This is a genomic window from Flavobacterium sp. LC2016-13 (assembly GCF_009707955.1).
In the GTDB taxonomy this organism is placed as follows: domain Bacteria; phylum Bacteroidota; class Bacteroidia; order Flavobacteriales; family Flavobacteriaceae; genus Flavobacterium.
Genome location: NZ_WMDQ01000001.1, coordinates 764,626 through 786,295, shown reverse-complemented (window position 1 = coordinate 786,295; position 21,670 = coordinate 764,626). Strand labels below are relative to the sequence as shown.

The window sequence follows — 21,670 nt, the reverse complement described above, 5'->3', positions numbered from 1 at the left end:
AAAAATAGATTTTGTGATCAGATTAGTACTTCAATTTTTTTCATAAACAAGACAGTTTTAAAAAGAAAAGGCTTTTGCCGAATAAATACTATCTCATCCATCCTTCAATTTTATAATTTTTTGAGAATAGTTTTCTTTCTTCTTTTCCATTTTCAGGTTTGAACCAAACTTCAAATCTAGCAGCATACGGTTGTCCCCAATCTCCTTCATAAATTGTAAAATCATCTTTTGTACTAAATTTCTTTATGCTGTCAGAAGGGTTAAAGACTTTGATCGAACTTTTTCGTATTATTTCTTTGCTTGAAAGTTGTTCGTTTTTAGTGATTTCGAAAGCTTTTATATAGATAATGCCGCTTTCAATTTTCCCTGTCCAAAAATCAAATTCATAAAGTCCGGGTTGAAATGAGTTGTAAAGTTGAAATTCTGTATTTTTTACTATTTTATTCGTTATGCTGTCTGGTTTTTTAGCGTTAAAATTATCATCAAAATCCATATTAATAGGATTGTCAATTTTAATGTTTTTTGGAATTTTTAAATTGATAGCAAAAGTATCTGGTATAATTTGATCAATAAAAAAAGAAATTAAAATGTAAAATATAAATGAAAATATTGACCCGCCAAATAAACCGAAACTAATCAGACTTTTAAGCCATTTTCTTTGCGATAACTGATAAATCCCTGAAATTAATAAAACGAATAGTCCTAATCCAAATGAGAATAAACTAATGTCTTGAAAGATTGGCCTTTTTGCATAATTTGAAAAAATTAAAAGCAGAATTGTTAAAAACCAAAAGTACATTGGCTTCTTCCAATCATCAAAAAAACCAGAAAAAAAATTTAGCATAGTTTTAATTTCTATTTTAAAGGAAAATCAAGCAATTCTTTAGGTTCAACATCTAAAGCATTTGCAATTTTTAGGAGAGTTTTTACGGTAGTATTTATTTCAGCTCTTTCTATTCTCCCAATTTGATTTTGGGTGGTGCTGCAATCATCAGCTAAGTCTTGTTGAGACATACCTTTTTTCTCCCGTAATTGTCTAACGTGAATTCCGAGGTTTACAAGAAACGTTTCTTCTGAAATATTCATATTTCAAAAGTGATAAGATTTATTTTTCAATTACACCCATATATGGGTGTAATTTACTATATTTGGCGAACCAAAAAAATAAGACAATGACTACGGAAAATCTTTCAAAAGAAGTTGAAACAAGACTAACCAATTTTTTAATTAATACGATTGAGCCAAAAGATTTGGCAAAAACAATACGACAAGTAAATCACGCTCTTTCGATGTGTTCTATGCGAGGTTGCGAAACTCTGGAATCTCAATTAAACCACGTCGATGATAATTTTTATTGGCTGAATAAATTGGCAGAAGTTCTTGATCCTTATTTGGATGTTGAGTAATCAAAAGAAATTATTTTCATTTCGACGAAAGGAGAAACTAAAACAGCAAATCGACAAAAAATTGAGATGTTTACCAATAATTTTTTCATGATGTACACCCGTCGTGATGCTGAAATCTCCTTTCCTCAAGATGATTGAAAGGGTTTGTTAAACTAAATTCTAGATATTGGAATTATGAAATTAGTTGATTATTTAACAAAGGATATTCATTAAAACGGTAAGTCATCCGGCTCATCCGAAAGTGTTTTTTCATTTTTTGAAAGAGCAATTTTGGTTAGAAAATCTGTTGCTTCTTTGTTTAAATTTATTCCTTTTTGTTCTAATTCTTCAATAATTACAGATTTAAATTCAAGTTTGTCTATTAGATGTTTGTGCTTAATTACGAAAATTCGAAATAAATCATCCCAAGTCATGGCATATATTTCATAATTTTTTATTGACTGTATTAAGTATTTTTTTCCTTTTTCTTTTTGACTAACATGTAAATCTTTGATGTATTCGTCTAGTCTTATTCCAACTAAAATGAATTTCCAAGTTCTTGTAACGCTATTAAATCTTTCATCTTCAATTATAAATCTGAGATATCTTTCTACTTGTTGGAATTGTTCAGTGCCAATAATAACGTTAGGTCTCTTTAATTCAACAATGATATTCTCTTCAATTGTCAAGTCTGTATCACTACCGTCAACAATCTCTGATTTTCTTGAAATAAAAATATCTGGTCTTTGTAATTTATTTTTATGATCTATTTTCTCAGGCTTTTTTTTGTTTTTTTCTAAATGAGAGTAATAATTATTCAGGAGAATTTCGAAGTTTTTGTCAGCAGAAACTAAATGATATTGCTCTCCAAAGAGCCAATAATTGTCTTCAATTATCTTTTGAACATGATTTCTTTCATTAGTAAACTTTTTCAGATCAAAAACTAGTAATTTAAGTATATCAACTATCTTAAATCTATTTTCTAAAAATTTCACCAGTGAAGTAATATGCGAAAGTTTAGTTGTTTTCAGAACATTTGAAAGTTCGAGCCTATCTGCATCCGAAAGTTTTACAACATTATCGACAATATTTAAAACATGTTCTCTTTGATCAGTATCTAATAATAGATTTAAAAAGCCTACAATAGTTTTGCTTTGCGGGATACTAAGATTTTGAAAAATTTTGGGTTGGACACTATATAATTCTTTTACAACATTTTCTAAATCCTCTTTTCTAAGTTTGTCATATTTATTATCACTAAAAACGGGGAAAATATTGTTTCTATTATAGTTTTCAATTAAAGCATCAGCTTTTAAATTTCTAATAAATTCTTTCTCTTTAGAGCTAACAAACTCGTTAAGATGATCTATTAAAACTTTAAATGTTGTGTTACTTTGATTAAAAGAATCATCTAGAACGGGATGATCATTTTTAGTGGCTTTAAATAAATCAAAATAATCAGATTCAATATAAACAGAATGATGAAAATCTGCAGTTTTATTGTTAAAAGAAGTGTGTTTTCTATAAGCTTCTTTCTTATTGCTATTCAAGAAATAATAATAGTATTTATCTCCAATTTTTTCATTCCATCGTAAAAAACTTATTTTAAAAATGAATTTACCGAACTGAATTTCCTGATCATCTGAATCAGCAATTACTGTTTCATAATTTAGAAGATGGTTGTTTATAAGGATTTTATAGTCTCGCTCTTTATTTAAATAAAGAAACCACCCAAATTCGTTTGCTAGGTAATTCTCGAAGTCTTCATTGTCAAGCAAATCACCGGTTAATGCAGAAAAGTCTTCAAATATTACTTCGGTGCCATTTTGCTTAGTTTTTGTAATAACTGTATCAATAGTTTCAAAGTTCTGAATTTCGTCTTTGTTTATTTGAATATTATAATTTAAAAAACGTCCGTCATCAGATTTAAAAGTAGTATCCCATTTTGCTTTATTGCAAAAAAGTGAAAAGGAATATCTTCCTTTCCCTTTTTTTCCTTTAACAAATCCAGTTTCTGAAAATGAATTTGTCTTTAAAGAAACCATGAAGTTCCCGAATGTTTCTGAAATATTTGCAATATTTATCCCTGTTCCGTTGTCTGATATAGAAAAATTATGAATATATCCCACTTCATTAGCTGTGAAATCAATTCTTATGATAGAAGCATTTGCATCAAAACCATTCCAGATATATTCAGCGATAGCTCTTTTGTAATCAGTTGGAAGCCCACTTCCTTCTATGCTCTTTGATGTAAGTTTGGTTGTGTGTTTTTTCATTTTGTGGCTAGAATTGATTATAAATATAAAAATTAATAACCAATCTTATGCTTTGTAAAATAAAAATGACAAAGTAAAATGCAGTAAAAACAAAAAAGCTTCTGATTTCTCAGAAGCTTTTTTCGTGCGGATAATAGGACTCGAACCTACACGCCTTGCGGCACCAGATCCTAAGTCTGGCATGTCTACCAATTTCACCATATCCGCTCAATTGTGGGTGCAAAGATAAGCATACTTTCGAATATTCAAAGAAAATTTTCAAAAAAATATTAATTCTCTTTTTTGTATTTTTGAATTTCTATAAAAATAATTTAAATGGAAAATATAAAGTCGTACGTTCAACAACATAAAGATCGGTTTATCAATGAATTGATCGAATTATTAAAAATTCCGTCGGTAAGTGCTGACACTGCATATTCGCAAGATGTTATCGATACTGCAGAGGCTGTAAAAGAAAGTTTATCAAAAGCAGGCTGCGATTTTGTCGAAACTTGCGATACTCCGGGCTATCCAATTATTTATGGAGAGAAAATAATCGACCCAAATTTACCTACGGTTTTAGTTTACGGACATTATGATGTTCAACCACCAGACCCAATGGAATTATGGACATCGCCACCATTTGAACCTGTTATTAAAACTACCGATATTCACCCCGAAGGAGCAATTTTCGCTCGTGGTGCCTGCGATGACAAAGGACAAATGTACATGCACGTAAAAGCATTAGAATATATGGTGCAAAGCAATACGTTGCCTTGTAATGTAAAATTCATGATTGAAGGTGAAGAAGAAGTAGGTTCTGCAAGTTTAGCATGGTTCGTAGAACGCAATCAGGAAAAACTAAAAAATGATGTTATTTTAATTTCAGATACGGGAATGATTTCTAACCAACAACCTTCGATTACGACAGGTTTACGTGGTTTGAGTTATGTTGAGGTAGAAGTTACAGGACCAAACCGTGATTTACATTCTGGTTTATATGGTGGAGCAGTGGCGAACCCAATTAATATTCTGGCAAAAATGATCGCTTCACTTCACGATGAAGACAATCATATTACGATTCCTGGTTTCTACGACAAAGTTCAGGAATTATCTGCAGATGAAAGAGCCGAAATGGCAAAAGCGCCTTTTAGTTTAGAAAAATATAAAAATGCTTTAGCTTTAAACGATGTTTATGGCGAAAAAGGATATTTAACCAACGAACGTAACTCAATTCGTCCGACATTAGACGTAAACGGAATTTGGGGCGGATATCAGGGTGAAGGTGCAAAAACGGTTATTGCTAGCAAAGCTTTTGCTAAAATTTCAATGCGTTTGGTTCCAAATCAGGATTGGCATGAAATCACAGATCTTTTTACAAAACATTTTATAAGCATTGCTCCGGCTGGAGTTACCGTAAAAGTAACGCCGCATCACGGAGGTCAAGGTTATGTAACGCCAATTGATAGTATTGGTTACAAAGCAGCAAATATGGCGTATACAGAAACTTTTGGAGTTCCGGCAATTCCGGTTCGTTCAGGAGGAAGTATTCCAATTGTAGCGTTGTTTGAGAAAGAATTAAAAAGCAAAACAATCCTTATGGGATTTGGTTTGGATAGCGATGCAATTCACTCGCCAAACGAACATTTCGGAATCTTTAATTACTTAAAAGGAATCGAAACTATTCCGTTGTTTTACAAGTATTTTGTAGAGTTAAGTAAGTAAGGTTTGCCACGAAGTCATTAAGACACAAATTTTTATTTGAAATAATATTAAATCCGTTCAGAAATGAGCGGATTTTTTTATGGAAGAATTTAATTTTAATCTAGTATTTTTAATTGAAAATAACTAAAAAGTCTTTTTATGATTGTGAAAATTAGTTCAGGGTTTAGGATCAAGATGATTTTAATTTTGATTTTCTTGTTTAGTCTTAAAAGTCTTTCGCAGGAGAAACAGATATTAAAGTCTTATTATGTTAAGACAACTTTTAAAATTTTAGATGAAAAAGGGAATACTGCTGTCGAAAAGAAATTCGCAGACTTGACAGACAGAGAAATAAAAACGCTCGATAATGTTTTTAATGAAGAGATAGAAAGTCTTAGTAAAAGAGAATTGTATTCAAGACAACAAATTGATAAAAAGATTAAAGATGGAGGGCCTAATGTTGTAGAAATTGATATTTATAAAATTAAAAGAGCTGCAGGTACTGTAAATGGAGTATATATAAATTCCTTTCTAACGGTAAAGCCAATGCCTTCAGATGGACTGGAAATACTTTACGCATCTTTAAGAAATTCTTTTAAAGTTCCTGAAACTCCGGATGGTGTTTTGTTGAAAGGAAAAATATATGTCAATTTTATAATAAGAGAAGATGGTTCTTTGACAGATTTTAGAGTTTTGAGAGATTTAGGTTATGGTACAGGTCAGGAATTAATAAGGGTTTTGAAATTGTCTAAAAAATGGATTCCCGGAGAAATACATGGTGAAATAGTTGCGGCTGATTATACTTTACCTTTTACTATTTCGGAGCTTAATTAGGCTTACAGGAAGTAGGGGAATTTTTTTTGTTTCTGTAAAAGTAAAATATCGTATTTCTATTGTGTTTAAAAAAAATAAAAAAATCCGCTTCATCTAAATGAAGCGGATAAATTAAAAACTAAAAAAAATTCTCAAAAAAATTCTCAAAAAAAAACTAAATCAGAACTAAAAAAGGTCCGGATTGTAACCAAAATAGGGAACGGTTTGCTCGTTAAAAATTACCCCATATTCTTCTAACTCTTTTAAAATTGGCAAATACACTTCTTTATTTATCGGAAGTTGTACGCCCGGAGTTGTTATTTTTTTATTTAAAATCAGCAAAGTTGCCATAGCAACCGGTAAGCCAACCGTTTTAGCCATTGCAGTATAAGTTTGATCATCGCCAATGCAAACCATTTTAGAGTCAATTTGTGCTTTTTTACCATTTAGTTCATAACCAAACTTATGGTACATCACAATCATATCTTTATCATCAGGTTCAAGCGTCCAGCTATCAGAAAGTATTTTTTCTAATATTTGAGCAGGCGTTGCGTTGGGCAAATTCACTTTTTTATCGGGATTGAATAAATCCAGTTCTAAAAGTTTGTCCCACATAATATCGTCCTGATCAATTTTTAAGATCAAACGTGTTTTAATTTCCACAGAATCTGTTGGATGATAAGGCAAAAATGAATTCGTAAACTGACGATAACTCATGTTTTCAGAATCCTCCATAATATAACTATCATCAGTCATACCAAGTTGAACAAACATATTCCAGGCTTTCGAAAAACCAACTCTCCTGATTGTTCCTCTATATAAAGTCAGAATATCATCTAAACCATAAATAGAACGGTATTTAAGCGAATCGCGGTTCGAGTATGCTTCAAATTTTCCGTAATCTTCAACTTCCAGAAACTCAGTTCTGCGAAAAACAGTTCCGTACGGAATATATTTATAAGTGCCTTCCTGAACAAATTTTGCAGCGCCGCCTTGTCCTGCTAAAACCACATTTCGTGGCGCCCAGGTAAATTTATAATTCCACAAATTATTATCACATTCCGGAGCTACAAGTCCGCCGCAAAAAGATTCAAAAAGAAGCATATTGCCGCCTTTAGCCCTAATTTCATCAATTACTTTCATGGCGCTCATGTGATCGATTCCCGGATCGAGACCAATTTCATTCATGAAAATTAAATTGTTCTGCTTCGCTTCTTCATCAAGAGCCTGCATGGCATCACTTATATATGAAGCTGTAACAAGATGTTTTTTAAATTCTAAACAATCTTTTGCAATCTCGATATGCAAATGTGCCGGCAACATCGAAATAACAATCGACGCTTTTTCTATAGCCGACTTTCTTTCTTTGGTATCAAAAATATTTAAAGCAATAGGAGTTGCGTTTGGATGTTTTTGTGTTTTTTTCTCGGCTAAAGCCAAAGATAAATCGGCTACAACAAGATGTAAATTTTCACTTTCTGATTTTGATAGTAAATAACGTATCAATGAAGATGCAGATCTTCCGGCTCCGATAATTAAAACGCTTCTCATATTTTAAATATATAACACAAATGTATTAAAATGTTATAAATATAACAATAGAAATGTTTTAAAAAAATGAAATGTTTTTTATTTCAGGTAAAAACATAAAGATTTCCTTTTCCTGAAAAGATTTTTAGAAAGTAAAATGCTTTTTAAATACTTTGAAGTATTTTTGTTTTCAAATTGAAAGTATAGAAAATTATGAAAAGAAGAATTATCCTTACAGGTGCCTTTATTGGAATGTTAGCTATTATTTTAGGGGCTTTTGGAGCACATTTACTAAAGAAATGGTTATCTGTAGAGCAACTGGTTACTTTTGAAACCGGAGTTCGTTATCAAATGTATCATGCACTCTTTTTACTTTTTCTTTCAACCAGAAAAGAATTTTCTTTAAAAACTTTAAAAACAATCTATAATTTAATTGTAGCAGGGGTAATTTTATTTAGTGGATCGATCTATTTGTTGGCTACAAAAAACATTACTGTTTTTGACTCTAAAATTATCGTATTCGCAACACCTTTGGGAGGATTTCTATTAATTCTTGGTTGGCTGGCATTATTCGTTAGTATTTTGAAGCAAAAATCATAAAATACAGAATAAAAAATTCTATCTAAAAATTAATCTTTAATTTTGTCTCATAAATAACATATAACATTGGTTATGTGAATTTTTATTGGATTTTATCTGTATTGGTAAAAAATATAACAATTCATGAATTTAAGAGTAAGAGCTTAAAAATCAAAGTTTAATATGTTTTTCACTCAAAAAAATAAAACATACACAACAACAAATTTATGGACACTAACACACTTTTCACGCAATCGATTTCGTTAAAAGATTTAGGAATTGAAAATGCCAAGGTTCGCTATCAGTTATCAGCAGACGAATTGCATGCGATTACGGTGCAATCAGGACAAGGTGTTGAAAATTCTACGGGAGCATTAGCAATTAATACGGGTGAGTTTACGGGGCGTTCTCCGCAAGATCGTTTTATTGTAAAAGACAGTATTACAGAAGACAAAGTTTGGTGGGGAAATGTAAATATTCCGTTTTCATCTGAAGCTTTTGAAAAACTATACAATAAGGTAACGCAGTTTTTATCAAATAAAGAAGTTTTCGTTCGTGATTCTTATGTTTGCTCTGATGCAAATTACAGATTAAATGTTCGTGTCGTAACAGAAACGGCTTGGTCGAATTTGTTTTGTTACAATATGTTTTTAAGACCAGAGGAGTCTGAGTTAACTAATTTTACTCCGGAATGGACTGTTATTTGTGCACCAAGTTTTATGGCAGATCCTGCTGTAGACGGAACACGCCAGTCTAATTTTGCGATTTTAGATTTTACTAAAAAAGTAGCCTTAATTGGCGGAACAGGATATACAGGGGAAATGAAAAAAGGAATTTTTTCGGCCCTGAATTTTATTTTACCGGTTTTTGAAAATACTTTGCCAATGCACTGTAGTGCTAACGTTGGTGAAGCCGGAGATACTGCTATTTTCTTTGGATTGTCAGGAACAGGAAAAACAACTTTATCTGCAGATCCTGAACGTAAATTAATTGGAGACGACGAACACGGCTGGACTGCAGAAAATACAGTTTTTAATTTTGAAGGTGGTTGTTATGCAAAAGTGATTAATTTATCTGAAGAAAATGAACCGGACATTTTTAGAGCAATCAAAAAAGGAGCTCTTTTAGAAAATGTAGTTTTTAAAGCAGGAACAAAAGAAGTTGATTATGACGATGTTTCTATCACGCAAAATACACGTGTAAGTTATCCAATTTCTCATATTGATAATATTCAACCAGGGTCTATTGGACATAATCCTAAAAATATATTCTTTTTAACGGCAGATTCTTTTGGAATTTTGCCTCCAATCTCAAAGCTAACTCCAGGTCAGGCAGCTTACCATTTTATCTCAGGATATACAGCAAAAGTAGCCGGAACTGAAGCTGGAGTTACAGAACCACAACCTAACTTTTCAGCATGTTTTGGTGCGCCATTTATGCCTTTGCACCCAACACGTTATGCTGAAATGCTGACTAAGAAAATGAAAGATGCAGATGTAAAAGTTTGGTTAATCAATACTGGTTGGACAGGCGGTGCTTACGGAACAGGAACGCGTATGAAACTTAAATATACCCGTGCCATGATTACTGCTGCATTAAATGGAGAATTAGACAATGTAGAATATAAAAATCATGCTGTATTTGGAATTGCAAAACCACAATCTTGCCCAAATGTTCCAAGCGAAATTTTGAATCCACGAAATACTTGGGAAGATCCTGCGTTATATGATATAAAAGCAATCGAATTGGCTCAGAAATTTAAAGCTAATTTTGCCAAATTTGAAGAGTTTGCCAATGCTGAAATTTTAGCTGGTGCGCCAAAAACAGAATAAGGGAAGTTACTAATTCAAATTTAAAAAAGCTGTTCAGTGATGAACAGCTTTTTTTTTGTTTCAAGTTTCAAGTTTCAGGCTTCAAGTTCAAACTAAACTTGAAACTTGAAACAAAGAAAATAACTATTTTCCGGCCTCATCAATACGTTTCTGAATCAAATCCCAGGCATAATAATGAAAAGTCATTCCGTTGCTCATGGCTACAAAAAGCCCGTTTTTGTATGGTCCACCTAAATTAATGTTGGTTACATCCGCACCATCGCATTCAATTGTCGAAGTTGGAATTTCGGCTAATAAAGGATAATTGTTAGGATTTCCGTTTATACCTTCTCTTGGATAAACCATGAAAGTATTTGCTTGTTGGTTAGATACTAAAATATATCCCGTAGAATCTGTTTTTTTATAAATCGCGATTCCTTCATTATCGGCTTTAAAACCGGTTTTTCCAAAAAGAGCGATTTCTTTATTATCATTTAAAGCAGGATCAGCGTTGTATTTTCTAATTCCAAATTGTTCGTCACAGTATAAAACAGTTCCTAATTCGTTATCAACTGCAATAGCTTCGATTTCTTTTTTTCCGCTGTAAGCACCAAATTTTCTGACCACTTTTCCGGTTGCAAATTTTTCTGATGCAGAAAGCTCATATTGCCATAAATAACTTCCTGAAGGTCCTGATTTTCTTCCAACAATAGCAAAAATTTTACCATCGCTTTTTCTTGTATAAAGAGCAATTCCCATTGGGTCACGTAATGCTTCGCCTTCAAAAACAGAAATTCCACCATTATCAATAGCTTTTAAATCAGGCAAACTAAAAATTCTTATTTTATTGCTTTCTCTTTCTGTTGTTACAGCAATGTCTGTTTTTTTTCCATCTATCAACAATCCGTAAGCGATATCAACATTGTTTGGGCGTTTTAAAACTTCTGATTTTGCAACGATTTTTCCCTTTAAATCAAAAGCATATAAACCACCGTCTGTATCTTTATCTGTCCCTACAATAATACTTTTTGAAGCATCAGTTGGATGTATCCAAATAGAAGGATCATCGGTATCGTGAGGTAAAGGTTGAGTAATAGTTGTGGGTTTAACTGCATTTGTTGCAACAGGAGCTAATTTATCGTCTTTGCAAGCGGTGAATAAAACGCTTAAAAGTAAAAGTGCCAGTATAGAATTGTTTTTCATTCTGATTTTCATTTAATAAAATTAGACAGAACCGTTAAGTCCTGTCTAATTTAAGAATTTTATAAATTAATTATTACAAGTCAAACTTCAAACCGAAATTGTATCGAGCCTGATAATATTCTGCTTGTTTGGTATGCGCTTCAATTCCTTGATAATAGCGCAATGGTTGGTTGGTTAGGTTGTTGGCTTCGGCAAAAACGCGAAGATGTGACGTAATTTTATAAGAAGCATTTGCATCTAAGAAAAATTGCTTGTCATAATAACTGTCTTTATAAGATTCTGAACCTAATTCATCTAAATAATCTGAAGTGAAATTCGTTGAGATTCTTGCAGAAAAACGTTTGTTTTCCCAAGATAAAGATCCGTTAAACATATGTGGCGTTGTTCCCGGAAGACTAATGTCGTTTCTTTCGTTTCCGTCTTCATCGGCAATTCCTTTTGCTTTAGATTTCGTGTACGTATAGTTTAAATAAATACCAAAACCTTTTAAAAATTTACCAGGTAAAAAATCTAACTGACGTTGAAAAGCAACTTCAAAACCGTAAACATCAACCTGATCTCCGTTTCTTGATTGTACAAATGACCAGTTTTCTCCTGCCGGAATTGGGTTTGCCTGATTTGGAAAATCTGCAGCAAACTTAGCATCAGTATATTGATTGTCGCTATAATTGTAAATGAAGTCGTTTAATCTTTTATAAAAAACACCTCCGGAAATTAATCCAACTGATTTGAAATAATTCTCAGCCATAAAATCATAGTTGTAAGAGTAAGTTACATCAAGATCAGGATTTCCTGCTGTAATTTCTTTATCAGCAGCAATGTTATTTACATAAGGCGCTAATGCATAATAATTTGGTCTTGCCAAAGCTGTTGTTGCGGCAGCTCTTAAAACTAAATCTTTTGTTGCATTATATTGAAATGAAATGCTTGGCAATACATTAGTGTAAGCATTTGTAGTGTTGATTTTGCTTTCTAATTCTTCTTCATCCAAAACACGATTTCCTGTATAATCAATATGCGTATTCTCTACACGGAAACCTAAAACCATAGATAATTTATCATTAAAGTCCTGATCCCATCTTACATAAGCGGCATAAATGTTTTCTTTAGCATTATAATTTACAGCTAAAAATTCTGCAGGATTAGCTTCTTTATCAAATAATGCTGAATTATTTAAATCAAGGCTTCCTAAAAAGCTTGCCGAAGCAAAAGTTCCAGGAACATATTTACTCCCCGGATTAAAGTTTTTTCCATCAAAATAACTTGTCGGAACATCAGATAATAAATCCATTCCGCCATTTACAGATTCATAAGAGAAGAAATTATTATTTCTTTCTTTTTCTTTCATTCTTAAGCGAAGCCCTGTTCTAAGTCTACCTTTTTGAGATGGAATAATCGTAAAAGGAAAACGAATGTTAACTTTCGCACCAAATTCACTTTCGCTGGTTTCATCTGTATTTTCAGTAACTGAATCAAATTCGAATTGATCTACAGCTTCTCCGGTTGTTGTAACCAAAGGAAATCTTAGATCAGATAAATCCTGGGTCATTTCTAAACCTTTCTGACGATATTCGATATAACGTTCTCCCGGACGATATTCTCTCGCTTTCGCATAATTTGCTGACCAGTCTAAATCTAATTTTGAGTTGATTAAATGTTCTCCGCGAAGCGAATAATTTTGCACACGCTGATCTTCTAATCTTCTGTTTTTGTTTCTGCTATTATCAACACCACCTTTAGTCTGGCGCTTTACACGACCTTCAAAACCAATAATTTCTTCACCATTATAAAGTGGTTCAATATCATCATAAGTAGTTCTAAAACGGTTTTCTCTATCATCTCTCCAATTATAAATGGCATTTGCAAAAATCGTATTGTTTTCATCAAATTTATAGTCTAAAGCTACAGATCCGCTACGGCGAATACGTTGCACATCATATTTTCTAACCTCAGATGCCTGAACAAATTCGTTTCCAAATTCATCTTTTACCCATTCGTTCTCAACATCATCAGAACCATAATCTACATTGTTATAAGATCCGCTGAAAACGGCTCCTAATTTATTGTCAAAAAAGCGATTTCCGTATACAAAACCAGCTGTATAAGTTGCATTTTCACGTATTGGCATATATCCTCCTGCAAGCGTTGCAGAGACTCTTTCTCCGTTTGGTGTTGCTCTTGTTACTAAATTTACAGAACCACCAATAGCATCAGCATCCATATCTGAAGTCAACGTTTTATTTACTTCGATAGTCGAAATCATATCAGATGGAATTAAATCCATTTGTACATTTCTGTTGTCTCCTTCGGCAGATGGAATTCTGTCACCATTTAAAGTTACCGAGTTTAATGACGGTGCAAGACCTCTGATAATGATATTACGGGCTTCTCCCTGGTCATTTTGCATGGTAATACCAGGAACACGTTTTAAAGCGTCACCAACGTTGGCATCCGGAAAACGACCTACCTGATCAGAAGAAATTACGTTTCCTATATTTTTATTATTTTTTTGTTGATTCAAAGCTTTGGCCTGACCTTTTAAAATGTCTCCAACAACAACTTCATTCAATTCAGTTCCTGAAGTTTTAAGAGCAAAATCAAGAACATTGTTTTTTCCTTGTTCAACTGTTATTTCATGGGTTACTGCAGTATATCCAATGTATTTTACAGAAACCTGATATGTTCCAACATTGATATTAAGTAATTCAAAACGCCCGTTATAATCAGAAACAGTGTATTTGTTTTCTCCAACAATTTGAATCATTGCTCCGGGTAAAGGCAATTTGTCGTCTGTATCAAGCACTTTTCCGGATATTATTGCTTTTTGTGCATAACCGGAAACGGCTAATAGAAAGAATGTTACTACTAAATAAAAGTTTTTCATTGTGTTTGGTTTGATTTAATTGCGAAACTAGAACCTAAGTGTTACTAAACCCATTAAAAAGAATTAACATAGTGTTATGATTGCTGGCTTAAAATCAAAAGCGATTAATGTTTAAATAACATCTAAAATCTAAATAATTGATTCGCAAGTAAAAACAAATCAACTATTTACGTCAGAATTAAATTTTTGGCGCTAAATTTGCCCTATCAATCACAATCAAAAATCATCAATCATGTTAAAACAATTTTTTATCCTGTGTTCCGGAGCAGATAGAGATCTTCTCGAAGGCTGCTCAGAAGGCGAGCAAACCAAATATGTTGGTATTGGCGCCACCGTTTTTTTTACCGCAGTTATGGCTTTTCTGGCCAGTGCTTATGCGCTTTTTACTGTTTTTGACTCTATTTATCCGGCTTTAATTTTTGGCTTTGTATGGAGTTTACTTATTTTTAATCTAGACCGATTTATCGTTTCGACCATTAAAAAAAGAGATCGTTTTATGGATGAATTTCTGCAAGCGACTCCAAGAATTATGCTGGCAGTTATTATTGCTATTGTAATTTCTAAACCTCTGGAAATTAAAATCTTCGAAAAAGAGATCAATACCGTTTTATTGAAAGAAAAAAATGAAATGGAATTAGCCAATAAAAAGCAAGTTGGTAACTATTTCAAATCTGATTTGGATAAAAATAAAGCTGAGATTGCTTCTTTAAAAGCTGATATCCTAAAAAAGGAAAAAGAAGTAAACGCACTTTATTCAACTTATATTACAGAAGCAGAAGGAACCGCAGGAACTAAAAAACTAGGAAAAGGTCCGGTTTATAAAGAAAAACGTGAAAAACACGATGCCTCATTAAAAGAATTAGCAGCTTTAAAAACAATCAACGAAGCTAAAATTGCCGAAAAAGAAAAAACAGGAAAACAATTGCAAGACGATTTAGATAAAAAAGTATTGCAAACGCAACCAATTATTGAAGGTTTTGATGGTTTAATGGCACGTATTAATGCATTGAATAAATTGCCTTGGTTGCCTTCGTTCTTTATTATGTTATTGTTTCTGGCGATTGAAACGTCTCCAATTATTGCCAAATTACTGGCTCCAAAAGGTGAATTCGATTTTAAACAAGAAGAAGCCGAAACAGCAATGCAGGCAACTTTGACGCAAAATAAATACCAACGCGATTTATTAGTAAAAACAAGTGCCGAAATGCATGATAAAGTTTATGCTGATATTGCAGAAGATAAAAGCCTTTATGATTTGCAGCGAAAAAATGCAAAGGAGTTATTAGAATTGCAATCACATAACTTTTTAGACAAACAAAAGGCTACGCTTTAGTCATAAAGTCAAAAGTCGAAAGTCAAAAAAAAAGCCAGAATAGTTTTTCTATTTCTGGCTTTTCTATTTTATGTAAAGTGAATGACTTTATGACTTTCGACTTTCCAACTTTAAGACTTATTACATGTAACTTAAAATTTCTTTTTTATATGCATCATATTCACCTTGCATAATCAAACCGTTATCAAGAAGTTTTTTGTAATTCTGTAATTTATCAAAAAGTTCTTCTTTAGATAATTCGCTTAATTTACGATCTCCGGTTGAAGTAGAAGTCTGAGTTGGCTGAATTGGCTCATAAGTTTCGTATGAAGGAGTTGTTGCCGGTAAAATTTCGGCATAATTGGTTACTTCTTCAGTTTCTACTTCTTCGATTTCATCTTCAATAGGAGCTACTTCCTCAACTGGAACAGCAGCTTCTATAGTTGGAGCTGATATTATAACTGGATTTTTAAGTAAATCTAATTGTTCTTTAGCGTAAGTATAAATTTTTCTGGCTTGAATTTTCGGAATATAATCAATAGAAATAGATAAATCTGTATTGGTATTAAATGAGAATTCAGAACCTAAAATGTTTTCTTTTACAAAAGCACCCGCAATATCATCCCAGGTATAATCTGTAAAATCCATAGAAAGACCTAAATTTTTAGGTTTACAGATGATGATTCGTTTGTTTGTTAAAACTATACTATCTGGAAAAACAGTAATTGCAGGTTTTTTTTGCACTGCTATATATCCAACTTCTTCGCCTTTCATCAATAAATCGTTGAGTTTTGAAGTGATTTTTTCAATCGCTTTTGGATCTTGTTCTTCGTTCAGAAATTTTTTAAATTGTTCTTTCATGGTTCTATAAGTTGCTAAGTTGCAAATTAATTGAGTTGTTAAGTTTTTATCTTACGGTGCAAATGTAATGCCTAATTTTCTAATTCGATAATTTCATTCTGAATTTTCTTTGTCAAACTTTTGAACACCAATTCATACGAATGGTCAATAAGTTCTTTTACGAATTTCACGGGTAAATTTCCGTTTAATGCAATCGTATTCCAGTGCACTTTACTCATATGAAATCCCGGTTTTATCTCGTCATATTCAGCTCTCAGTTCCTGTGCTCGCTCCGGATCACATTTTAAATTTACCGAAGCTTCATTTTTTTCCCATTGCGATAAAGAGGAAAGTGCAAACATTTTTCCGCCCACTTTAAAAACCAAAGTATCTTCATCAAAAGGGAAATGTTCACTAACGCCTTTTTTTGAAAGACAATATTCGTAAAATGTTTCTAAATTCATATCATTTATTATTTACCAATTTCACCTAAATGCGTGTATTTAAAGCCTTTTTCATATTTTAATCCATAACCAAAAATACGATCCATTGCAGAATGTGAAAATAAAATAATTCCAGCCAATTGCAATGTTTCAAATTTTAAATAACATCCTAAAATGTATATTAAAACCGCAATTCCTTTATGATGAAATACATTATAGAAAAAAGCGCCGCTTTTATTTCCAAATAAATATCCCAACATTGATAAATCTGGCGATAAAATTAAAACTAAAAACCACCACCATTCAAAATTTAAAAGGCTGAATAAATAAATTCCCAGAATAAATAAAGCCGTTTCTTCGAGTTTAATAATTGTGTTCATCATACTATTTTTTCCATCATTTTTTCAGGATGGTTTAATTTTGTAAAACCGAATTTCTCATATAAAAAATGTGCATCACTTGTAGCCAATCTCCAAATTTTTACATTTTTAAGCTGAGGGTCGTTCATCATATTTTCAATTAAAATAGAAGAATAACCTTTTCCACGATGTTCTTCAGCAATAAAGACATCCATTAAATAAGCAAAAACAATATAATCAGTAATAACACGTGCAAAGCCAATTTGTTTATCGTTTAAATAAATTCCAAAACAAACCGAAGCATCAATTGTTGTTTGCACTTCTTCGATAGTTCTTCCTGCAGCCCAATAAATATCCTTCAAAAAGTTTTGTATAAACGGAACGTCAAGTTTGGTTTTATCTGTTGAGACACTAATCATTTTAATTTTAGATTTTAGAGTTCAGATTTTAGATTTTTTGCAGTAGAGTAATCTAAAATCTACAATCTAAAATCTGCAATTTTATATAGAATTGGTTTGCTTGGGCTCGCATCATTTTCAAACGAAGCGATTTGAAGATTTAGTATATAATTTCCATCTTCAATTTCATCAGACACATAAATCATTTCAGTAATTGTCGCGTTTAATCTCGCATCAGAATTTAGATTCACTGTGTCTTTTACATTCCAAAATGCTTTGTGCGCTAATAATTTTCCTTCGTCATGTTCTTTGTCAACACTTGGTAAATCAATTAGTAAATGTTGAATTTCGCTTTCGCGGATGAAAACTGCAGCGTCTTCAGACAAATAAGGCGGATTTGTATTCGAATATTTTCTTGATTTTTTTTCTAGCTGATTTGAAAGTGTTCTAATGATTAAAGCTTCAGTTTTTTCAGTAAGTAAGTTTACAATTTGTTCTTTCGTTATCACCAAATCATCCTCAATTTTTTCAGGCTCAATCGTAATCAATTTTGCAAAAAAGAAAAACTGTTTAAGCGATTGATTGATGCTGTAAAAATCTTTCGTAATATGTCCTAAACATTCCGTATGTGTACCATGCCCATGCGGATTAAAGAAAATGTTATTAAAATTTGTAGATGATTTTCCTTCAGAAACTTTCCCGATCCAATCGCCAAAAACCACAGGTTCAATAACCGGTTTTTCGATATACCAGGCAATTGGGTTTTCATCTGTATTGGTTAATGGAATAGAGATATCAATAGGTTTTGATAAGTCGACTTGATATTTATTGTCAATAAGTGCTAGCATAATGGAACACGGATTTTACGAATATTCTAACGCAGATTTTACGGAATTATCAGCGTTGCTTGCCTCCGTTTTATCAGCGTCCAATTTTTATTCTTCCAAATTTAAATAAAACAAATCACTTGCAATTCCATCCGTTAAAAATTTTCCTTTTGAAGTTGGTTTTAGAATATTATTTTCAATAAAAAGTAAATCATCATTTAAGAATTTTTGAGCTTGTTGTTTGAGATAATTCAAATATTCCGATCCAAATTCTTTTTCAATCCTATCTAAAGATACGCCCCAAATGGTTCGCAATCCCGTCATAATATATTCGTTATAACGATCTGAAACAGTTAGGATTTCAGTTTCTATAGGAAGTTTATCGTTCTGAATAGATTTTAAGTACAATGAATTATTAGCAATATTCCAGCCTCTTTTCTCACCATCATAACTATGTGCCGAAGGCCCGATTCCGATATATTTTTTGCCCAACCAATACGCCGAATTGTTTTTGGAGAAATAATTTTCTTTTCCAAAATTCGATAATTCGTAATGAATAAAACCATTTTGTTGAAGTGTTTCAACCAAAATCGTAAAATGGTTTGAAGCTACTTCATCCTGAGGTTCAGCAATTTTTCCGGCATCAATTAGTTTCTTTAAAGCCGTTTTCGGTTCAACTGTCAAAGCATAACTCGAAATATGCGGAATACCAAAACTCAAAGCAGTTTCAATATTCTGTTTCCACATTTCGTCAGTCATTCCGGGAATTCCATAAATTAAATCAAGCGAAATATTATCAAAATATTTAGTGGCTTCCTGCAAACATTTTATGGCTTCTGCCGAATTATGAGCGCGATTCATCATCTTCAAATCTTCTTCATAAAAAGACTGAATTCCAATACTTAAACGGTTTATTAGGCTTTTTGATAACTCCAAAATTCTTTCTGCAGACAAATCATCAGGATTTGCTTCAAGCGTAATTTCCGGATTTTCTGCAACTTTATAATTTTTATAAACTTCAGAAATTAAAAAGTTTATTTCTTCATTGGTTAATACAGAAGGTGTTCCTCCACCAAAATAAATGGTTTCAATTTGGCTGTCATTTTGAGCGGAGTCGAAAAACGCAAACTCATTTTTGCGCATGCCAATTTCTTTGGCCAAAGCCAAAACCATTTCGTCTTTCTTTTTCATTGAAGTCGAAAAATGAAAGTCGCAATAATGGCAAGCCTGTTTGCAAAAAGGAATATGAATGTAGATGCCTGACATAATAAAAAAAGAGCAAGATAAATCTTGCTCTTCAATAATCAATATTAAATTGTACTTTTTTTAATTTAGAGGTAAACCTTCTTTGAATGTACCACCAGAAATCACAATTTTGGCTTTTGTTACCGGATGTGTAGCTGTTAAACTAAATGTTCCAGTTACAAAAAAGGCACTAATAGTTGTAAATGTTATTGTTCCAGAAACATCATAATTTATAGTTTCATGTGTTGTAACATCGTATTTTTGAAAAGAAATTCTGTTAGCAGAATTATTGGTAAAACTGAAAGTTCCTGTTTTTGGTTCATAATCAGGAAAAGCAATACCAATTGTATATTCGCTATCGTTTTCTGCATATAATATTTGTGTTTCCTGATTTTCAACTGTACTGCTCATTACTAAACCATGCCAGTCTTTTCCATCTAATTTAGCAAAAGTACCTTGTCCTTCGATTGCTGGAGCAATTTCTTTGTACGAAACTTTAAATGAACCGCTTACATTGACAAAATCTGATTCATAATCGTATGCATCGTCATATACTTTTCCTGAATATTTTACCTGAACTGTTTTATCTGTGGTATTTAGATTTTCTATCGTAAAGGTAAAAGTATTAGAAGTAAAATTTTCTGAAGCTTCTAAGTAAGGAATTTCGCTTGTTACTGTAGCTCCATGTGTAAGAACCTGATACACGTTTCCGTAAACATTAAATTTGAAATCAATTACAACTCCTTCTTCAGAAGTTCCCATAACCTCTATAAGATCGCCTTGTTTAATTGCTTCCCAGGTTTTAGCCTTTTGTGCTTTATTGTTATAAGTGAAGTTAAAATAAGCTTCTGTAGATTGGGTTTCTTCAGTGTTTTCATCAGAAGAACATGATGTAATAAGCGTTGCGCATAAAAATAATACAACGAATTTAATTTTTGTCATTTGTTAAATATTAGGTTAATTTTAACAAATATAGCTATTTTCGCATGTTATCGTCATTTTGTTTCATAAAAGCATTCAAACCTGCATAACTTTTTCCTGAATTAAAAAGTGACAAGCCACTGTTGCTATGCATTTCGTCTTTAATAGAAGTCGAAAAGTGAAATTGCAATAGTGGCGAGCCTGTTTCTAAAATGATATGTGAATGAAGATTCTTGACAGTAATTAATCTATAATAATCGTTCTGTGAATACCCCATTTGTTACTACAATGCTTTCATTTGTAGTTGGGTTAACAGCTGTAAATGAAAAAGTTCCTATTATATTACTTCCTTTCAAGTCTGTGATTTCTAAAACTCCAGTAGTAATAAATTGTTCTGGCCCAGTTGAATAATCATCCGGTCCAATTGTATTTGGATAATATTTATAAAAGTTTACTGTATATAATGCATCCATTTCTAAATTCTTAGTAAACACATACTTTCCTTTTTTTGGTATGCTATTCGGAAAAAAAATAGCTATGCTATATTCATTATCTCCGTTAATTTTTATAATACGCCCGTTTTTGCTATAACCTTCTGACTCTTCATAGCCTAAACCTCTCCAGTTTTGACCGTTTATTTTCATAGTTGTTCCATTTGTTTTGTATGAATTAACCTCGCCTTTTTCAGAGTAGCTTATCGAAATAGAACCATCTAATTTTTTATTATATTGATAAATTTGGCTCCCATAATGTTCATATACATTCCCGCTAAAGTTCACTTTTATTTTTTTATTTGTTTCATCAATATTTTCAATATTAAATTTAAAAAGGTTTTTTGAAAAGTAGAAAGGAGAAGAAAGACCATTCTTCGATGAATTGTCATGAATTCCTGCTGTAAATAAAGTCCCATCTTTATGAAAATATAACGTAAAATCCGTTGCTATTTGTTCAGGTCGAGGAGTTGGAGGAAAATCGTCAGATTCACCAATAAAGAAATAATCACCATCTCTGGTAGCCTTTAGGTCCGGGAAGAGAAGAGGAGTGTTATTAAAATTAATATTATATTCTGCTTTTTGCTTATCATTATCTGTATCGGAATCAGATGCACATGAAGAAATTAATACTGAAAGCATTAGAAAGCTAATAAATTTTAGTTTTGTC

General features: G+C 32.1%; 21 protein-coding genes and 1 tRNA gene. 6 read left to right on the top strand and 16 right to left on the bottom strand.

Features of this window, described 5'->3' with window-relative positions:
* Window positions 1–88 precede the first annotated feature (88 nt).
* Both GKZ86_RS03440 and GKZ86_RS03435 read right to left on the bottom strand, forming a co-directional pair.
* A complete protein-coding gene (locus GKZ86_RS03440; RefSeq protein WP_154781703.1) occupies window positions 89–844 on the bottom strand; it encodes a hypothetical protein in 756 nt (251 codons plus the stop codon).
* Window positions 845–855: 11 nt separating this feature from the next.
* Complete coding sequence (locus GKZ86_RS03435) at window positions 856–1,086, bottom strand: helix-turn-helix domain-containing protein (protein WP_154781702.1); 231 nt, start codon at window positions 1,084–1,086, stop codon at window positions 856–858.
* Between the two features lie 86 nt (window positions 1,087–1,172).
* Between GKZ86_RS03435 and GKZ86_RS03430 the strand changes: the two genes are divergently transcribed.
* Entirely contained in the window at window positions 1,173–1,406 is a 234-nt protein-coding gene (locus GKZ86_RS03430; RefSeq protein WP_154781701.1) for a hypothetical protein, read from the top strand.
* A 209-nt stretch (window positions 1,407–1,615) separates the two neighbouring features.
* On the opposite strand, the gene GKZ86_RS03425 is transcribed toward GKZ86_RS03430, so the two are convergent.
* The gene (locus tag GKZ86_RS03425; protein ID WP_154781700.1) at window positions 1,616–3,661 is read right to left on the bottom strand and encodes an ATP-binding protein; all 2,046 of its coding nucleotides are present in this window, start codon (window positions 3,659–3,661) and stop codon (window positions 1,616–1,618) included.
* 125 nt (window positions 3,662–3,786) lie between these two features.
* Window positions 3,787–3,868, bottom strand: a tRNA-Leu gene (locus GKZ86_RS03420).
* 108 nt (window positions 3,869–3,976) lie between these two features.
* Between GKZ86_RS03420 and GKZ86_RS03415 the strand changes: the two genes are divergently transcribed.
* Window positions 3,977–5,365 (top strand): dipeptidase, encoded by a 1,389-nt coding sequence (locus GKZ86_RS03415; RefSeq protein WP_154781699.1) that lies wholly within the window; start codon window positions 3,977–3,979, stop codon window positions 5,363–5,365.
* A gap of 138 nt (window positions 5,366–5,503) precedes the next feature.
* The gene (locus GKZ86_RS03410) at window positions 5,504–6,178 is read left to right on the top strand and encodes an energy transducer TonB (protein WP_154781698.1); all 675 of its coding nucleotides are present in this window, start codon (window positions 5,504–5,506) and stop codon (window positions 6,176–6,178) included.
* Window positions 6,179–6,343: 165 nt separating this feature from the next.
* On the opposite strand, the gene GKZ86_RS03405 is transcribed toward GKZ86_RS03410, so the two are convergent.
* Window positions 6,344–7,708, bottom strand: a complete 1,365-nt coding sequence (locus tag GKZ86_RS03405; protein ID WP_154781697.1) for a saccharopine dehydrogenase family protein — start codon at window positions 7,706–7,708, stop codon at window positions 6,344–6,346.
* A gap of 192 nt (window positions 7,709–7,900) precedes the next feature.
* Between GKZ86_RS03405 and GKZ86_RS03400 the strand changes: the two genes are divergently transcribed.
* Entirely contained in the window at window positions 7,901–8,287 is a 387-nt protein-coding gene (locus GKZ86_RS03400; protein WP_154781696.1) for a DUF423 domain-containing protein, read from the top strand.
* 206 nt (window positions 8,288–8,493) lie between these two features.
* A complete protein-coding gene (gene pckA, locus GKZ86_RS03395; protein ID WP_154781695.1) occupies window positions 8,494–10,098 on the top strand; it encodes a phosphoenolpyruvate carboxykinase (ATP) in 1,605 nt (534 codons plus the stop codon).
* A 123-nt stretch (window positions 10,099–10,221) separates the two neighbouring features.
* On the opposite strand, the gene GKZ86_RS03390 is transcribed toward pckA, so the two are convergent.
* Both GKZ86_RS03390 and GKZ86_RS03385 read right to left on the bottom strand, forming a co-directional pair.
* Entirely contained in the window at window positions 10,222–11,280 is a 1,059-nt protein-coding gene (locus GKZ86_RS03390) for a phytase (protein WP_154781694.1), read from the bottom strand.
* Between the two features lie 73 nt (window positions 11,281–11,353).
* On the bottom strand, window positions 11,354–14,164 hold the full coding sequence (locus GKZ86_RS03385; protein WP_154781693.1) for a TonB-dependent receptor: 2,811 nt from the start codon (window positions 14,162–14,164) through the stop codon (window positions 11,354–11,356).
* Between the two features lie 232 nt (window positions 14,165–14,396).
* On the opposite strand from GKZ86_RS03385, the gene GKZ86_RS03380 reads away from it, so the two are divergent.
* Window positions 14,397–15,497 carry a DUF4407 domain-containing protein gene (locus GKZ86_RS03380; protein ID WP_154781692.1) on the top strand — a complete coding sequence of 367 codons (1,101 nt, stop codon included), beginning with the start codon at window positions 14,397–14,399 and terminating at the stop codon, window positions 15,495–15,497.
* Between the two features lie 120 nt (window positions 15,498–15,617).
* On the opposite strand, the gene GKZ86_RS03375 is transcribed toward GKZ86_RS03380, so the two are convergent.
* The 9 genes from GKZ86_RS03375 to GKZ86_RS03335 all read right to left on the bottom strand — a co-directional run bounded on the left by GKZ86_RS03375 (window position 15,618) and on the right by GKZ86_RS03335 (window position 21,642).
* Window positions 15,618–16,337: a PH domain-containing protein gene (locus GKZ86_RS03375; RefSeq protein ID WP_154781691.1), complete on the bottom strand. Its 720-nt coding sequence runs from the start codon at window positions 16,335–16,337 to the stop codon at window positions 15,618–15,620.
* A gap of 71 nt (window positions 16,338–16,408) precedes the next feature.
* The gene (locus GKZ86_RS03370) at window positions 16,409–16,780 is read right to left on the bottom strand and encodes an MmcQ/YjbR family DNA-binding protein (RefSeq protein ID WP_154781690.1); all 372 of its coding nucleotides are present in this window, start codon (window positions 16,778–16,780) and stop codon (window positions 16,409–16,411) included.
* A gap of 8 nt (window positions 16,781–16,788) precedes the next feature.
* Window positions 16,789–17,139, bottom strand: coding sequence for a DUF4260 domain-containing protein (locus tag GKZ86_RS03365; RefSeq protein ID WP_154781689.1), 351 nt, complete (start codon window positions 17,137–17,139; stop codon window positions 16,789–16,791).
* Window positions 17,139–17,537: a GNAT family N-acetyltransferase gene (locus GKZ86_RS03360; RefSeq protein WP_154781688.1), complete on the bottom strand. Its 399-nt coding sequence runs from the start codon at window positions 17,535–17,537 to the stop codon at window positions 17,139–17,141. Before GKZ86_RS03360 ends, GKZ86_RS03365 begins: the two co-directional genes overlap by 1 nt.
* A 59-nt stretch (window positions 17,538–17,596) precedes the next feature.
* Window positions 17,597–18,364: a cyclase family protein gene (locus GKZ86_RS03355; protein ID WP_154781687.1), complete on the bottom strand. Its 768-nt coding sequence runs from the start codon at window positions 18,362–18,364 to the stop codon at window positions 17,597–17,599.
* Window positions 18,365–18,451: 87 nt separating this feature from the next.
* Window positions 18,452–19,609 carry a radical SAM family heme chaperone HemW gene (hemW, locus tag GKZ86_RS03350; RefSeq protein ID WP_154781686.1) on the bottom strand — a complete coding sequence of 386 codons (1,158 nt, stop codon included), beginning with the start codon at window positions 19,607–19,609 and terminating at the stop codon, window positions 18,452–18,454.
* Window positions 19,610–19,669: 60 nt separating this feature from the next.
* Window positions 19,670–20,530, bottom strand: coding sequence for a hypothetical protein (locus tag GKZ86_RS03345; RefSeq protein WP_154781685.1), 861 nt, complete (start codon window positions 20,528–20,530; stop codon window positions 19,670–19,672).
* Between the two features lie 34 nt (window positions 20,531–20,564).
* The gene (locus GKZ86_RS03340; RefSeq protein WP_154781684.1) at window positions 20,565–20,786 is read right to left on the bottom strand and encodes a hypothetical protein; all 222 of its coding nucleotides are present in this window, start codon (window positions 20,784–20,786) and stop codon (window positions 20,565–20,567) included.
* A complete protein-coding gene (locus GKZ86_RS03335) occupies window positions 20,758–21,642 on the bottom strand; it encodes a DUF6252 family protein (protein ID WP_154781683.1) in 885 nt (294 codons plus the stop codon). Before GKZ86_RS03335 ends, GKZ86_RS03340 begins: the two co-directional genes overlap by 29 nt.
* Window positions 21,643–21,670 lie beyond the last annotated feature (28 nt).

Coding starts and splice junctions, on each gene's coding strand:
- GKZ86_RS03405 (WP_154781697.1), bottom strand. CDS start 7,708: ATGAGAAGCGTTTTAATTATCGGAGCCGGAAGATCTGCATCTTCATTG.
- GKZ86_RS03345 (WP_154781685.1), bottom strand. CDS start 20,530: ATGACAAAAATTAAATTCGTTGTATTATTTTTATGCGCAACGCTTATT.
- GKZ86_RS03440 (WP_154781703.1), bottom strand. CDS start 844: ATGCTAAATTTTTTTTCTGGTTTTTTTGATGATTGGAAGAAGCCAATG.
- GKZ86_RS03390 (WP_154781694.1), bottom strand. CDS start 11,280: ATGAAAAACAATTCTATACTGGCACTTTTACTTTTAAGCGTTTTATTC.
- GKZ86_RS03380 (WP_154781692.1), top strand. CDS start 14,397: ATGTTAAAACAATTTTTTATCCTGTGTTCCGGAGCAGATAGAGATCTT.
- pckA (WP_154781695.1), top strand. CDS start 8,494: ATGGACACTAACACACTTTTCACGCAATCGATTTCGTTAAAAGATTTA.
- GKZ86_RS03385 (WP_154781693.1), bottom strand. CDS start 14,164: ATGAAAAACTTTTATTTAGTAGTAACATTCTTTCTATTAGCCGTTTCC.
- GKZ86_RS03415 (WP_154781699.1), top strand. CDS start 3,977: ATGGAAAATATAAAGTCGTACGTTCAACAACATAAAGATCGGTTTATC.
- GKZ86_RS03370 (WP_154781690.1), bottom strand. CDS start 16,780: ATGAATTTAGAAACATTTTACGAATATTGTCTTTCAAAAAAAGGCGTT.
- GKZ86_RS03410 (WP_154781698.1), top strand. CDS start 5,504: ATGATTGTGAAAATTAGTTCAGGGTTTAGGATCAAGATGATTTTAATT.
- GKZ86_RS03425 (WP_154781700.1), bottom strand. CDS start 3,661: ATGAAAAAACACACAACCAAACTTACATCAAAGAGCATAGAAGGAAGT.
- hemW (WP_154781686.1), bottom strand. CDS start 19,609: ATGTCAGGCATCTACATTCATATTCCTTTTTGCAAACAGGCTTGCCAT.
- GKZ86_RS03355 (WP_154781687.1), bottom strand. CDS start 18,364: ATGCTAGCACTTATTGACAATAAATATCAAGTCGACTTATCAAAACCT.
- GKZ86_RS03375 (WP_154781691.1), bottom strand. CDS start 16,337: ATGAAAGAACAATTTAAAAAATTTCTGAACGAAGAACAAGATCCAAAA.
- GKZ86_RS03335 (WP_154781683.1), bottom strand. CDS start 21,642: ATGCTTTCAGTATTAATTTCTTCATGTGCATCTGATTCCGATACAGAT.
- GKZ86_RS03340 (WP_154781684.1), bottom strand. CDS start 20,786: ATGGGGTATTCACAGAACGATTATTATAGATTAATTACTGTCAAGAAT.
- GKZ86_RS03400 (WP_154781696.1), top strand. CDS start 7,901: ATGAAAAGAAGAATTATCCTTACAGGTGCCTTTATTGGAATGTTAGCT.
- GKZ86_RS03430 (WP_154781701.1), top strand. CDS start 1,173: ATGACTACGGAAAATCTTTCAAAAGAAGTTGAAACAAGACTAACCAAT.
- GKZ86_RS03435 (WP_154781702.1), bottom strand. CDS start 1,086: ATGAATATTTCAGAAGAAACGTTTCTTGTAAACCTCGGAATTCACGTT.
- GKZ86_RS03360 (WP_154781688.1), bottom strand. CDS start 17,537: ATGATTAGTGTCTCAACAGATAAAACCAAACTTGACGTTCCGTTTATA.
- GKZ86_RS03365 (WP_154781689.1), bottom strand. CDS start 17,139: ATGAACACAATTATTAAACTCGAAGAAACGGCTTTATTTATTCTGGGA.